The sequence below is a fragment of the Psychrobacillus glaciei genome (genome assembly GCF_008973485.1).
GTDB lineage: Bacteria > Bacillota > Bacilli > Bacillales_A > Planococcaceae > Psychrobacillus > Psychrobacillus glaciei.
Genome location: NZ_CP031223.1, coordinates 623,655 through 636,648 on the forward strand (window position 1 = coordinate 623,655; position 12,994 = coordinate 636,648).

Below are 12,994 nucleotides of genomic sequence, written 5' to 3' on the forward strand. Positions count from 1 at the left end.
AAGAATAAATAGTAAACACAAATCTGAGGTGAATCTTGATGATAAAGCGATACTTGATTTTGTTAGGATGTTTATTTTTGGTATTTACTCTTGCGCAAGTTGTTAAATCAGAAACCAATTTAGAAGTAGAAGGGATGTACGTCACAACAGAGGACATTATTTTAGATATTTTATTACCGATTATTGATAAAAGAGTAATAAAGGAGTATGGACAGGATGCTCCTATTAGCTGGCATTGGAACAGAATTGTTGGTATGACTTACAATGACAATCACTCTTATGATGTTGCTGTAAGAATTGAAATCCCTTCGAAAAATCTTGATGATGTTAAGGTAGATTTAGTTAAAGTAAGAATATCTCCATCCTGTGATAGTGACAGTATAAATAAGCAAAAATGCAATCATGGGTTCGAAATTGAAATATTAGATTATAAACATTTGTCCCCATGAGGATTTGCATCTTTTTGTTCAACAAACGTGTGCTTTAGTTGAAGTTCAATGAGCTGTATTAGACATATCTTTTTAAGGAATATTGATAATTAATAATAGAACTGTATTTTTGAAATAAGGAGTAATAAAAAATGAGATTGTGGCATGTGGATTTATTAGAGTATCTACCAAGAGGACAACTACTTTCACAGTGGAGAGAATTAAATAGTATATTTGCCAAAGAAGATAAACACATATTAATTAATTATATATACGAATATCCTAAAGACGAGTTGTATGTTTATACAGTAAAAGTAATGGATGAAATGAAGAAGCGTGGTTATAAAGTTAGAGCATACGAAAAAATGGATAACTACTTCGAAGATTTAGAGTCAGTTAAGAATGTTAAACCTTTTAAAAATCATCACGACAGAGAATATCTTCAAATTTGCTATTACAATCTAAAGGAAAAATTTATACGTGGTCAGAAAGATTATGAAGAAGATATGTATGATAATTTATGTAAGTACGTAGATGACATACTGTTGTCTCAGTAAGTGAATTGTAAATAACATACAAAAAATATAACATAGGTATAAATAACACTGAGCTGTTTAGATGGCTCTTTTTTTCTTGTTCTACTAACGATTGGCTCAGAGAATAGTGAAATTGATAGTGCTTATAGAAAGGATAAAATAGAAAAAATGAAAATAGTTAAATTTAACCCACTTGATACGGAAGAAATTGTTTCCTTGTTTTATGAAACGGTTCATTCAGTCAATTCCAAAGACTATTCACAATCCGAATTGGATGCTTGGGCACCGAGAAACGAAAAAGAATCCAAAGTAAAATCATGGAAAGAATCTTTGAATGAAAATATAACATATGTTGTTAAACTGAATAATAAAATTGTTGGTTTTAGCGATTTAACACATAGTGGACATCTAGATAGATTGTATGTACATAAAGAATATCAAGGGAAAGGTATTGCTACAGCTTTAGTTGATATACTTGAATCTCAGGCAAAGAAATTAAATCTTTTAGAAATTGATACGGAAGCTAGTATTACGGCTAAACCATTTTTTGAACAGCGAGGGTATAAAATAATTTGTACACAAATTGTGGAACGGAAAGGTGTCAATTTAACTAATTATAAAATGATAAAAAAAGTAACATTCTTGGATTAACTAAAACTGATTAGCTAGTAGGATATCCGTCTCCAGTAGTGCACAATTTAATTGAAGCGGAAGCGTTGGCTTCTTTGGAAATAGCTTGAGCGGACTTTGCGCAGGCAGTGACGAGGAGACTGAAGCCATGCCTGCGTAAAGTCCGCCATAGCGGAAATCAACGGTATCTCTAAGTTACTCTACTTAAAATAATAAGGCTATAAGTAATGGGTAATTTGAATCTATACTCCTAAATCAGTTAAAGTGTGTTTTTTTGATTTTCTGTTTCTGATTCTGTTACTAACTTACAAAGGTAGCCAACGATGTATTCTCTTCGTGTCATTTCTTCAATGTCATTATTATGTATAAGATCATGGATACCTTTATTAATAACTTTCCATAGAATTGTATCCTCAAATTGTTTATATGGATGCGACATAGTTGATAGATCCCTCTTAATTCTTCCATATTATTTATTTCTTTTTTTATTAATCTGCCCTGTCTTGAAGCAACGCACTTTATTCTTAAACCATTTTTCATAAGTAAATATTAAAATAGCACAAATAATAGCTACTTTTAAAAATGAAAATACATAGAAAAATGGGGAACTAACCATACCGAACGCTACTTCATTTTGAAGCACGTATACATTATCCCAGGTACTTGTAATATCTGGAGTATAGTATTTTGTTTTTAAATAACCACCTAAAAAAGTGTAAACTATATAAATCAAATGAATTAACAATGAACCAATAATCGCTTGAAGAATTATCTTCATTTAACCAGTCCCTCCTCGACTTTACTTCTCATTAAAGTAAAATCTCTTTTCGTCAGCACTCTATATTTTAACTCGGAAAAGATTGTAAAGATACTTACCAAAACATGTACGATAATTGAATCTGGTGCTGTTAACAGTCCACTGAACAATAGATACATATCATGTGCATAACACATAAAGAACATATGAAAATCTCGAAAAAGAGAACAAGGTGCAATTACATAACGAACGATAATATGTAACTACATATCAATGTTTCCTTATATTAGTTAGACTAAATAGTAGAAAAGGAATCGACTAACCAATATTTAGTAGAGACAAATAAAAGCCGATTCTCCAAAAAGAATCGGCTTAAGTAATATTACTTCAAATTCAATTTCTTTAAAGCTTCTGCAAGCGCATTATTCATAGGTTCTTCTTCTTGATTTTGTTTTTTTAAGTATTTTTGAACATCACGCTTATCCACTTTTCCACCAGAACTCTTTTTACGTCGTTCAAAAGCAGATAGTTTTTCACGATAGCCACATTTACATGTGAAGATTTGTCCTTCACCTTCTCCGCGAAGTTCGAGCTTTTTCTTACATTGTGGACAACGGGCGTTCGTCACTCTTGCTACATTTTTACGATGTCCGCATTCACGATCTTGGCAAACGAGCATTTTACCTTTTTTGCCGTTCACCTCTAACATTGGTTTGCCGCAATCTGGGCAGCTTTTTGTTGAAACATTATCATGTTTAAACTTTTTTTCGCTGTTTTTAATGTCATGTACAATCGTTTTTGTATAGATTTTCATTTCATTAATAAAAACGTTTTTGTTCAATTTGCCCTTCGCAATAGCTTCTAATTTTTGCTCCCATTCAGCCGTTAAGGCAGGGGTTTTTAAGTCAGATGGAACTAAATCGAGCAGTTGTTTACCTTTTGAAGTAAGGTAAATGTCTTTCCCTTTTTTCTCCATTAGGAAAGAATTGAAAAGTTTTTCGATAATGTCAGCCCTTGTAGCAACAGTTCCTAGTCCGCCCGTTTTATCGAGTGTTTTTGCTAGTTCCTTATCTTGTGTACCCATGTATTTTGCTGGGCTTTCCATTGCAGTAAGTAAGGTACCTTCATTAAATCTTGCTGGAGGTCTTGTTTGCCCAGAAGTTTCTGTAACCAATTTAATAGATAACTTATCGCCTTTTTCAATACGAGGAAGTATTTGTTCCTTCATTTCTTCAGGATTTTCATCTTCATCAAAACGGTTTTCATAAACTTCCTTCCAACCAGATGAAAGTATAGTTTTACCTTTTGCTACGAATGTTTCATCTCCAATAGAAGCTTTAACTGTAATTTGTTCATATTCGAAAGGAGGGTAGAGTACTGCTATAAAACGTTTCACAACTAAGTCATATATTTTGCGTTCTTTATCCGTGAAGTTAGTTAGATTTACAATTTCCTCTGTCGGAATGATTGCATGATGATCTGATACTTTACTATCATCTACAAAGGCCTTATTTGCTTTAATAGGTTTAAGTAAAACTTTGTTAGCGAGTTGTCTATATTGTCCGATGCCGCATGACTTTAAACGTTCTTGTAGTGTTTCAACAATATCACTTGAAAGGTATCTTGAATCCGTACGAGGATATGTTACTACTTTGTGGCGCTCATACAATGTTTGCATAATGCCAAGCGTTTCTTTGGCAGAATAACCAAAAATCTTATTTGCATCACGTTGTAGTTCTGTTAAATCGTAAAGTTGTGGTGCAAAGCTTTTCTTCAGTTTCTTATCAACTTCCACAATTGTACCTTGTTTTTTATCTACTTTTGCAACGATCTGTTCTACTTTTTCTTTGGAGAATGTACGAGTGTCGTTTGTTTGTTTATCTATCCATGTTAGCTTTAGTTTTTGGTCTGTATGTGCTTCAATTCCGTAATACGTCTTCGCTTTGAAACTGCGTATTTCTTCTTCTCTTTTTGCGATCATTGCGACTGTTGGGGTTTGTACACGTCCACATGATAACTGCGCATTAAATTTACTTGTTAGTGCTCGAGTCGCATTTAATCCGATATACCAATCAGCTTCCGAACGGGCTACTGCCGCATGATATAGGTTTTCGTAAGCCTTACCAGGTTTTAAGTTTTGAAATCCTTCTTTAATTGCTTTATCTGTAACGGATGAGATCCATAGACGTTTAATCGGCTTGTTTACTTTTGCTTTTTCAATAATCCATCTAGCTACTAATTCACCCTCGCGTCCAGCATCAGTTGCTACAATAATATCACTGACATCCGTGCGAACTATTTGGCTTTTGACCGCGTTGTACTGTTTACTTGTTTGTTTAATGACAACTAACTTTAAGTCATTCGGAAGCATAGGTAAGTCTTCCAGATTCCATGTTTTATATTTGGTATCGTACACTTCAGGATCTGCGAGTGTAACAAGATGCCCGAGTGCCCAAGTGACGATATATTTATCTCCTTCTAAAAATCCATTCCCTTTTTTATTGCAATTCAATACCCGTGCGATATCGCGAGCTACGGAAGGTTTTTCTGCAATTACTACACTTTTCTTCATATTAAAACATCCTTTCCACGGTAACCATTGAGTTTAAATATAGCACAAAACGTAGCAATTGGTAGGAAAGCATACACTAAAGTTAAGTTATTGAATGTTACAGATATATTAATTAAATTTAATCCAATTAACAATTGTTGACTGGAAAACTGTCTAACACTACAATGAGTAATGTGAGGTGATAAAATCGTGTTGATTAGAAAATTTAAGATTAATGAAAGTGGATTAAACCGCTTTTTTGGACCTCTTGAGGCAAAAATTATGGATATTTTATGGAACGATGTGGAAATGACCATTAAAGATGTTCAGCAAGTTCTAGATCGGGAAAAATTGACGAATTTTAACACAGTTATGACTGTCATGAATCGATTAGTAGAAAAGGGAATTCTTCAGAAGAGGGTAGAAGGAAGATCATTTTTATATCAACCAATTCAAACAAGACATGAGTTTTTGAATATGCAGTCAAGAGAGATGACAAACGAATTAATGGATGAATTCGGAAACGTTGTTGTAAGTCATATGCTAGATGCACTGGAAGACGTAGATGATGAGCTTGTTGCTAAACTCGAACTTAAAATTAAAGAATTGAAGAAGGAATTATAATATATGTCTAAACGTCCATCTTCTCTTATATTTTTCGTGTCACTTATCATTTCTGGTACAATTTTAATTCAAATGGCTTTATACGTCATTGCAATGTTGGCAGGCTGGAATATCAAGTTTAATCTAGTGGAAGTATGTCACAGTACATTAAAATCAATTGGACTGTCCTCACTCGAATATGTTCTCGATGCGCTCGTCATTTATACGCTACTATTTTCATTTTGGAAAATGAGTTCGCAATTAATTCATGCTTCACGAATGAAGAAAAGATTTCAGCAATATAGAGAGAAAATGTTGACTATCGAAATGAATGGAATGTATACAAGTGGAAAAGAGGACCTGGTTGTTATCTCTTATCCAGGACCAATTGCTATTACGATGGGGTTTATTCGACCTAAAATTGTTATTTCAACAGGTTTGATAAATCTTTTAAATGAAGAGGAATTAAAAGCGGTCATATCTCATGAGAAATACCATAAAGAAAATCGTGATCCTCTAAAAATCTTTTTGTTATCCCTTTTCGCGTCTACGATGGGTTATATACCCATACTGAAATGGTTTAATCAAAAATATAGAATCATTCAGGAAGTATTGGCGGATGAATTTGCAATTGAAAAACAGAAAACATCGGTGAATTTGGGCAGTGCCCTTTTGAAAATGCTAAAGGTAGGGAAACAAGAAAAAATGGCTTTTACGTATGTGTCATTTGCTGATACGTCTGTAAATTACCGGATTGAATATATGTTAAATCCGGTAAAGAAAATCCAATTAAAGATTCCGTTAGAGGTTGCGTTCATATCTTTAACCATATTTAGTTTAATCTGTGCATTTTTTATTTACGCATTAGCGTAAATTTTTTATCAATCACACTACATAATGTAGTTCGAATTAGGAGTGTTTATTTTGTCTAAGAAAATATTTTGGATTATCGGTGTAGTAGCAGTTTGTTTAATCGCGATTGTTGTGTTAACAGATGTGAAAGAAAAGGGAGTTAATATTGAATACGAAGAACAACCGTATATTGGTGAAGAGTCTGCGCCAGTTGAAATTGTTGAATTTGGTGATTACAAATGTCCACACTGTGAAGAGTTTAATAATAGTCTCTTTCCAATCATTAATAAAGAATTAGTGGAAACAGGCAAAGCAAAGTTTTATTTTATGAACTATTCATTTATTGCCGCTGATTCAATAACAGCTGCACAATTTGCGGAAACAGTTTACAAAGAACTTGGCAATGAGAAATTCTGGGAATTCCATCATCTACTATTTGCCAATCAAATAACAGAATCTGGTCAAGAAAATGTAATGACAGAAGAATTTTTAAAAGCAGTTTTAGAGAAGGTAGCAAGTCCGGAAGAGACGGAAAAAGTAATGCTTGCCTTCAGTAAAAATGAAGGAAAAGAAGCTTGGGACAAAGATATGGCTACGGCAAAAAATCTAGGTGTCTCTTCCACTCCAGCGATATTTATTGGTGGAAAAGAATTCAAGGGAAGAACAATGGATGATTTTATAAAAATGGTGGACGAGGCTGCTACAAGTGGTAAATAAACCTCTTCTCTTAGCTTGGATAGCATCCATAATAGCAATGGTAGGGAGTTTGTTTTTTAGTGAGCGTATGGGTTTTATTCCTTGTACACTTTGCTGGTATCAACGAATTTTAATGTATCCACTTGTCTTTTTCCTAGGCATTGCTTTTTACCGAAATGATCGAGATATTTATAAGTATGTTTTGCCGATTTCGGTCATTGGTGTGGCTGTTTCAAGTTATCATTATGCATTGCAAAAAATTCCTTCCATGCATGAATTCAGCGCATGTACGAGCGGGGTTCCATGCTCAGGTCAATATATTAACTGGCTAGGTTTTGTAACAATTCCTTTTTTGGCATAAATAGCTTTTACTATCATCACAATTATGATGCTAATGCTTATGAAGCGTAAATAATAATACTTTTCTTTGGCCTCCCTTAAACTCAAAGGGAGGTTTTATTTAAGATTAAGAAAGTATATGGATTTTCCTCCTGCGAAAGCAATGTTCATATTACTTTAAAGAATTAAATGATACCGCGGATTTCCGTTTCAGGTGGTCGCTTTCCGTAGGGGCGCCACATTCGCGTCGCTTGCGATGTCTCATCTGTCTCCGAGGAACGAAGGCTAAGAGCGCCACATCGTGTGGAAACGCCTTCGTGACCAACATCCTGTTGGCCTCCGTCTGGAGTCGCCACCTTTCACTACAATCCATTAAGTGAGTAGTACTTAAGAAGGAAGTATATGAAACTGATATACTAAAAATCGAGTACTCACAACCACTTGAAGCGCTTTTTGATGGTGACTACTTTACACAGAATTTCCTATTTGTCTTTACATTTAGCGTCCACAGTATACCTGAATAAGTGGGCAGATGATTAGAGTTGGTCGAACCTGAAAAAATAGATAGCATCTATAGGTAAAGAAGCGCTGAGCGGACGAAATTGCATCTTCGTCCGCTTTTAAAAGAATAGGAAAGTATCTAATCTCTCCTTAAACAAACCTTACGCACCTTGACTTTATATATTCCAAGAGGCGACGGACAAACATCCGCCACAAGATTACTGAAAAAAATGGATCGCGAAGTGACGCAGTCACTTCACGATCCAAAAAAAAACACAGGTAATAGTGTAGCGACGATTCGTCCAAAGCACTCTGGGATAGAGAAGACAAGAGCACTTAAAGGACTCTAGAGTTTTTCTTACAAGATAAGAAAGTATATGAAAATGTACCATGAACACTGGGTTCATGGTACATTTGTTATATGGAAAAGAATATATTAAAACGAATATTTTTTGATGAGCATAATCATTGGAATCAATTTTTATTGAAACATGAAAACAAGGTAAGACCTATAGTTGTAAAAGAAGTAGAAAAGTTCAAGGGATGCGGAAAGGTAGTTAATGGGTTCAAACTCTTTGTATGTGAAGGGTGTCATGATGTAAAAAAAGTTGCCTATCGATGCAAAGGACGTTTCTGTACAACCTGTTCAGTGGGAGAAAGTGAAGAATGGAGCCGTCTAATATCCCATGATATGTTTCAAGTCAACCACCGACATGTGATTTTTACGGTAGATGAAGGATTGCGTGAAGTCTTCTTACTACACAGACATCTTTTAAAACCAATGATGGATGAAGCTGCTAAACTTCTTAGAGATTACTTTTATAAAAAAACAAAGGTGATTCCGGGTATAATCTCAGGTCTCCACACATTCGGATCAAGAGTTAATTTTAACCCACATGTCCATATGTTAGTGACTATGGGAGGTATTAATGCACAAGGTGAATACGTAAAATATGATTTCTTACCTTTTGGGATGCTTCGGAAGCAATGGCAGACGGTTGTCTTAAAACTAATCAGAAAGAATTTAAATCCTAGAGAGAAAAAGCAAGTGCAATCACGACTTCAAGCAGCCTACCAAAATAATGGGAAAGGTTTCTATATACATGCACCAAAACAAAAGGGAAAGATAGAAGAACAACTAAGATACATTGGGCGTTATATGCGTCGACCTGCAATAGGGTTGAATCGGATCGAAGCATATGATGGTCAAAACGTAACTTTTACTTACAAAGATAAGACCAATGGTCGGCAAAAGAAAGAAACAATTTCTGTGGAGGAGTTTATTTCCCGATTAATTCGTCATATCCCCGATGAACAATTCAAAACTATACGTCATTATGGTATGTACTCACGTAAAACCAAAGGTGATACTAGAAAATTACTGACGGAATGGCAGAAGGAAGTAAAGAAGTGGATCGTTAGAATAGGTTCTAAACTAAAAAGACGTAATTGGAGAGAGAAATTTCTGGCTGCCAAACAGCCGGATCCTTTGAGGTGCCCAAAATGTGACAACTGCTACATCTATAAGAGAGAAGTCTGTCTTCAGGAGGGGATACTAACGATACGGGTAGCTATATGCGACAATACAAGAAACTATTTAGAAAAGGTGATTCGTCATTTCACCAGTCAGCAAACCACGCAAAAAGAAAAACAAAAGCAAACCAACTATTATCAAGGCACCAGTAATATACGAATGTCTACTGTGTGATGCGGAAGAGAAAATTCCTTACCAAGTGGTAAGAGACTTCGATCGAATGGACGATGGAGATCCAACTGTTCCACCCATGTTTGAATGTGAACAGTGTGGAGCGCAAATGTATCCGAGGGTATACAAAGGAATACATGGAATGGTGTATAAAATATCGGACGTAAAATAAACAAAAAAGGACCGGGCGTCTTTTTGCCCGGTTTTTCTTATAACAGATAAAGTCATTTTATTTGCATACCCCTTACAGGTATACTATATTAGTAGTAAGGATAGGGGGTTGCCTAATTGGACAATATTATAGAAGAGAGTACTACCACATCGGAAATGTCTTGTCGTAAAAGTCATCATCCTGAACATGTTAAAAAAGACTTAACAAATCGTTTAAATCGAATAGAAGGTCAGATTCGAGGAATTAAAGGCATGGTAGACAAAGATGTCTATTGTGATGATATTATTACCCAGCTTTCTGCGACTCAATCAGCTTTGAATAGTGTGGCAAAGGTCCTTTTGCAAGGCCATCTAAAAGGTTGTGTAGTGGAAAGGCTAGCTGAAGGGGATAATGAAGTACTAGACGAGTTATTAGTAACGTTTCAAAAATTAATGAGAAAATAAGAGGAGGAATTTTATATGGTAAGTCAAGTTACATTAAATGTGCAAGGAATGTCATGTGGTCATTGTGTAAATGCAGTGGAAAGTAATGTTGGAAAATTAGATGGCGTGGAGCAAGTTAATGTTCATTTAGAGACTGGAAAAGTAGATGTATCATTTGATGAAGAAAAAATAACAGTTGAGAAAATTAAAGAAACAATTGATGATCAAGGATACGAAGTGAAATAAATGAGTGCTGTAAAGGCGCTCTTTTTCTAACAAAAATATATACCCCATAGCGGTATGTGGGAGAGGCGAAAATCATATGAGTAATGAATTAAAAGAAACGAGTCTCCAAATTACAGGAATGACCTGTGCAGCCTGTTCAACAAGAATTGAAAAAGCTTTAAATAAGATGGATGGCGTGGAAGCAGCCAATGTTAACTTAGCTCTAGAAAATTCTTCGATTAAATACGATCCTAATAAACTTAGTGAAATAGACTTTGAAAAGAAAATTCAAGATCTTGGCTATGGCGTTGCTAAGGAGAAAAAAGAGTTTGCTATTACGGGAATGACCTGTTCTGCCTGTGCAACAAGAATTGAAAAAGGACTTAACAAATTGGGGGGAGTATCGCTAGCGAATGTTAACCTGGCACTTGAAAATGCCACTGTAGAATATAACCCTTCTCAAATTACCGTTTCAGATATTATTGGGCTTGTAGAGAAGTTAGGATATGGTGCTTTAAACAAGGATAATGAAAAGGATTCGTTGGATTACCGTGAGCAGGAAATCCAAAAGCAAAAAAGAAAATTTATTATTTCAGCTATTTTATCACTTCCATTATTGTGGACGATGGTCGGTCATTTTTCGTTTACATCGTTTATTTATGTGCCCGAATTTCTTATGAATCCATGGGTGCAAATGGTTCTCGCAACACCGGTTCAATTTGTCATTGGGAAACAGTTCTATGTAAGTGCCTATAAAGCATTGCGAAACAAAAGTGCCAATATGGATGTGCTCGTAGTAATGGGAACATCCGCCGCTTATTTTTACAGTGTTTATCAAGCTATCATTACTATTGGTGAACATCATAGTGCGCAACTTTACTTCGAAACAAGTTCTGTTTTAATTACACTAATAATTTTAGGAAAGCTTTTCGAGGCGAAAGCAAAGGGACGTTCGTCAGAAGCGATAAAAAAGCTTATGGGACTGCAAGCGAAAACAGCTTTAGTCGTTAGAAATGAAACTGAAATAGAAATACCACTCGAAGAAGTCGTTGTCGGAGATATTATTTTAGTGAAGCCCGGTGAGAAGATTCCGGTTGATGGAGAGGTCCAAGAAGGAAATACTGCTGTGGATGAATCTATGCTAACAGGTGAAAGTATTCCGGTAGATAAAATGATTGACGATTCCTTATTTGGTTCAACGATCAATAAAAATGGTTTTATTAAAATGAAAGCAACGAAAATCGGAAGAGACACGGCACTCTCCCAAATTATTAAAGTGGTAGAGGATGCGCAAGGTTCGAAAGCGCCTATTCAAAGACTTGCTGACAAAATATCTGGTGTATTTGTGCCGATTGTTATTGGAATTGCCATCATCACTTTTTTAGTATGGATTATGTGGGTTCATCCGGGTGAGGTCACTCCAGCACTAGAAGCGTTGATTGCAGTTCTTGTTATTGCTTGTCCATGTGCACTTGGACTGGCGACTCCTACTTCCATTATGGCTGGGTCTGGGCGTGCAGCGGAATTTGGTATTCTGTTTAAAGGTGGAGAGCATCTGGAAACAACTCACCATATTGATACAGTCATTGTAGATAAAACTGGAACTGTTACAAATGGTAAGCCAGAATTGACTGAGGTAATTGTTTCAAAAGGAATGGATGAAGAAGCGTTTCTTTCTTTAATCGGATCAGCTGAAAAGCAATCAGAACATCCACTTGCCGAAGCAATTGTTCAAGGAATTCATGATCGAGGAATAAAGCTGCAAAAAGTGGAAGCTTTTGAAGCAATTCCAGGCTACGGAGTTAAAACAACCGTCAATCAAAAAGTGATTTTAGTAGGAACTAGAAAACTAATGAATCAGTATCATGTAGATATTTCAGGTGTACTACAAGTGATGGAGGATTTAGAAGTTAAAGGTAAAACTACTATGTTGGCAAGTATTGACGGTCAATATGCAGGTATGATTGCAGTAGAAGACACGATTAAAGAAACTTCTAAAAAAGCGATCAAACGATTAAAAGAGATGAATATTGAAGTCATTATGATGACAGGTGATAACGGACGTACGGCTACTGCAATCGGTAAAGAAGTTGGAATCGACCAAGTTATTGCGGAAGTACTTCCGCAAGGGAAAGCAGAAGAGGTGAAAAAACTCCAAGCAGCTGGTAAAAAGGTCGCAATGGTTGGTGATGGAATTAATGATGCACCTGCGCTTGCAGTCGCCGATATTGGTATGGCGATTGGAACAGGGACAGACGTAGCGATGGAAGCGGCAGATATTACTTTGATAAGAGGCGATCTAAATGGCATTGCGGACGCTATAATTATGAGTCGTAAAACGATGAGAAATATTAAACAAAATCTGTTCTGGGCTTTTGCCTATAATGCATTAGGCATTCCAATTGCGGCTTTAGGTTTACTAGCACCTTGGGTAGCAGGCGCTGCCATGGCATTTAGCTCTGTATCAGTGGTTTTAAATGCTTTGCGTTTACAGAGAGTGAAGTTAGAGAAGTAAGTGTAGCGTAGAATACACTAATTCATTGGTATAGATGTTGAACTTTAGTTTTAATAAAAAAG

14 protein-coding genes are annotated in these 12,994 nt (G+C 35.6%); 11 read left to right on the forward strand and 3 right to left on the reverse strand.

Annotation, left to right across the window (positions count from 1 at the left end):
* Positions 1–77 precede the first annotated feature (77 nt).
* From PB01_RS02905 to PB01_RS02915, 3 genes are all read left to right on the forward strand, one after another.
* On the forward strand, positions 78–449 hold the full coding sequence (locus tag PB01_RS02905) for a hypothetical protein (protein ID WP_225986148.1): 372 nt from the start codon (positions 78–80) through the stop codon (positions 447–449).
* Between the two features lie 131 nt (positions 450–580).
* Positions 581–985 (forward strand): pyrimidine dimer DNA glycosylase/endonuclease V, encoded by a 405-nt coding sequence (locus PB01_RS02910; protein WP_151698791.1) that lies wholly within the window; start codon positions 581–583, stop codon positions 983–985.
* 147 nt (positions 986–1,132) lie between these two features.
* Complete coding sequence (locus PB01_RS02915) at positions 1,133–1,615, forward strand: GNAT family N-acetyltransferase (protein WP_151698792.1); 483 nt, start codon at positions 1,133–1,135, stop codon at positions 1,613–1,615.
* Between the two features lie 238 nt (positions 1,616–1,853).
* On the opposite strand, the gene PB01_RS02920 is transcribed toward PB01_RS02915, so the two are convergent.
* The 3 genes from PB01_RS02920 to PB01_RS02930 all read right to left on the reverse strand — a co-directional run bounded on the left by PB01_RS02920 (position 1,854) and on the right by PB01_RS02930 (position 4,923).
* The gene (locus tag PB01_RS02920) at positions 1,854–2,033 is read right to left on the reverse strand and encodes a hypothetical protein (RefSeq protein ID WP_151698793.1); all 180 of its coding nucleotides are present in this window, start codon (positions 2,031–2,033) and stop codon (positions 1,854–1,856) included.
* A gap of 30 nt (positions 2,034–2,063) precedes the next feature.
* Complete coding sequence (locus PB01_RS02925; protein WP_151698794.1) at positions 2,064–2,372, reverse strand: hypothetical protein; 309 nt, start codon at positions 2,370–2,372, stop codon at positions 2,064–2,066.
* Between the two features lie 361 nt (positions 2,373–2,733).
* On the reverse strand, positions 2,734–4,923 hold the full coding sequence (locus PB01_RS02930; RefSeq protein ID WP_151698795.1) for a DNA topoisomerase III: 2,190 nt from the start codon (positions 4,921–4,923) through the stop codon (positions 2,734–2,736).
* A 189-nt stretch (positions 4,924–5,112) separates the two neighbouring features.
* Between PB01_RS02930 and PB01_RS02935 the strand changes: the two genes are divergently transcribed.
* The 8 genes from PB01_RS02935 (at position 5,113) to PB01_RS02975 (ending at position 12,932) form a co-directional block, all read left to right on the forward strand.
* Entirely contained in the window at positions 5,113–5,526 is a 414-nt protein-coding gene (locus PB01_RS02935; RefSeq protein ID WP_151698796.1) for a BlaI/MecI/CopY family transcriptional regulator, read from the forward strand.
* Between the two features lie 3 nt (positions 5,527–5,529).
* Positions 5,530–6,378 (forward strand): M56 family metallopeptidase, encoded by an 849-nt coding sequence (locus tag PB01_RS02940; RefSeq protein ID WP_151698797.1) that lies wholly within the window; start codon positions 5,530–5,532, stop codon positions 6,376–6,378.
* A 42-nt stretch (positions 6,379–6,420) separates the two neighbouring features.
* Positions 6,421–7,074: a DsbA family protein gene (locus PB01_RS02945; RefSeq protein ID WP_225986149.1), complete on the forward strand. Its 654-nt coding sequence runs from the start codon at positions 6,421–6,423 to the stop codon at positions 7,072–7,074.
* Positions 7,064–7,414 (forward strand): disulfide oxidoreductase, encoded by a 351-nt coding sequence (locus PB01_RS02950; RefSeq protein WP_151698799.1) that lies wholly within the window; start codon positions 7,064–7,066, stop codon positions 7,412–7,414. The genes PB01_RS02945 and PB01_RS02950 overlap by 11 nt, the downstream gene beginning before the upstream one ends.
* 900 nt (positions 7,415–8,314) lie before the next feature.
* The gene (locus PB01_RS02960) at positions 8,315–9,601 is read left to right on the forward strand and encodes an IS91 family transposase (RefSeq protein ID WP_151698801.1); all 1,287 of its coding nucleotides are present in this window, start codon (positions 8,315–8,317) and stop codon (positions 9,599–9,601) included.
* A 324-nt stretch (positions 9,602–9,925) separates the two neighbouring features.
* Positions 9,926–10,213 (forward strand): metal-sensing transcriptional repressor, encoded by a 288-nt coding sequence (locus PB01_RS02965; protein WP_151701943.1) that lies wholly within the window; start codon positions 9,926–9,928, stop codon positions 10,211–10,213.
* 15 nt (positions 10,214–10,228) lie between these two features.
* Positions 10,229–10,438 (forward strand): copper chaperone CopZ, encoded by a 210-nt coding sequence (copZ, locus tag PB01_RS02970; protein ID WP_151698802.1) that lies wholly within the window; start codon positions 10,229–10,231, stop codon positions 10,436–10,438.
* 76 nt (positions 10,439–10,514) lie between these two features.
* A complete protein-coding gene (locus PB01_RS02975; protein ID WP_151698803.1) occupies positions 10,515–12,932 on the forward strand; it encodes a heavy metal translocating P-type ATPase in 2,418 nt (805 codons plus the stop codon).
* The last annotated feature ends 62 nt before the right edge of the window (positions 12,933–12,994 follow it).

What these genes read in the sequence shown, in the direction of transcription:
- PB01_RS02965 (WP_151701943.1), top strand. Translation starts at nt 9,926, where the DNA reads ATGTCTTGTCGTAAAAGTCATCATCCTGAACATGTTAAAAAAGACTTA.
- PB01_RS02920 (WP_151698793.1), bottom strand. Translation starts at nt 2,033, where the DNA reads ATGTCGCATCCATATAAACAATTTGAGGATACAATTCTATGGAAAGTT.
- copZ (WP_151698802.1), top strand. Translation starts at nt 10,229, where the DNA reads ATGGTAAGTCAAGTTACATTAAATGTGCAAGGAATGTCATGTGGTCAT.
- PB01_RS02975 (WP_151698803.1), top strand. Translation starts at nt 10,515, where the DNA reads ATGAGTAATGAATTAAAAGAAACGAGTCTCCAAATTACAGGAATGACC.
- PB01_RS02940 (WP_151698797.1), top strand. Translation starts at nt 5,530, where the DNA reads ATGTCTAAACGTCCATCTTCTCTTATATTTTTCGTGTCACTTATCATT.
- PB01_RS02925 (WP_151698794.1), bottom strand. Translation starts at nt 2,372, where the DNA reads ATGAAGATAATTCTTCAAGCGATTATTGGTTCATTGTTAATTCATTTG.
- PB01_RS02910 (WP_151698791.1), top strand. Translation starts at nt 581, where the DNA reads ATGAGATTGTGGCATGTGGATTTATTAGAGTATCTACCAAGAGGACAA.
- PB01_RS02915 (WP_151698792.1), top strand. Translation starts at nt 1,133, where the DNA reads ATGAAAATAGTTAAATTTAACCCACTTGATACGGAAGAAATTGTTTCC.
- PB01_RS02960 (WP_151698801.1), top strand. Translation starts at nt 8,315, where the DNA reads ATGGAAAAGAATATATTAAAACGAATATTTTTTGATGAGCATAATCAT.
- PB01_RS02930 (WP_151698795.1), bottom strand. Translation starts at nt 4,923, where the DNA reads ATGAAGAAAAGTGTAGTAATTGCAGAAAAACCTTCCGTAGCTCGCGAT.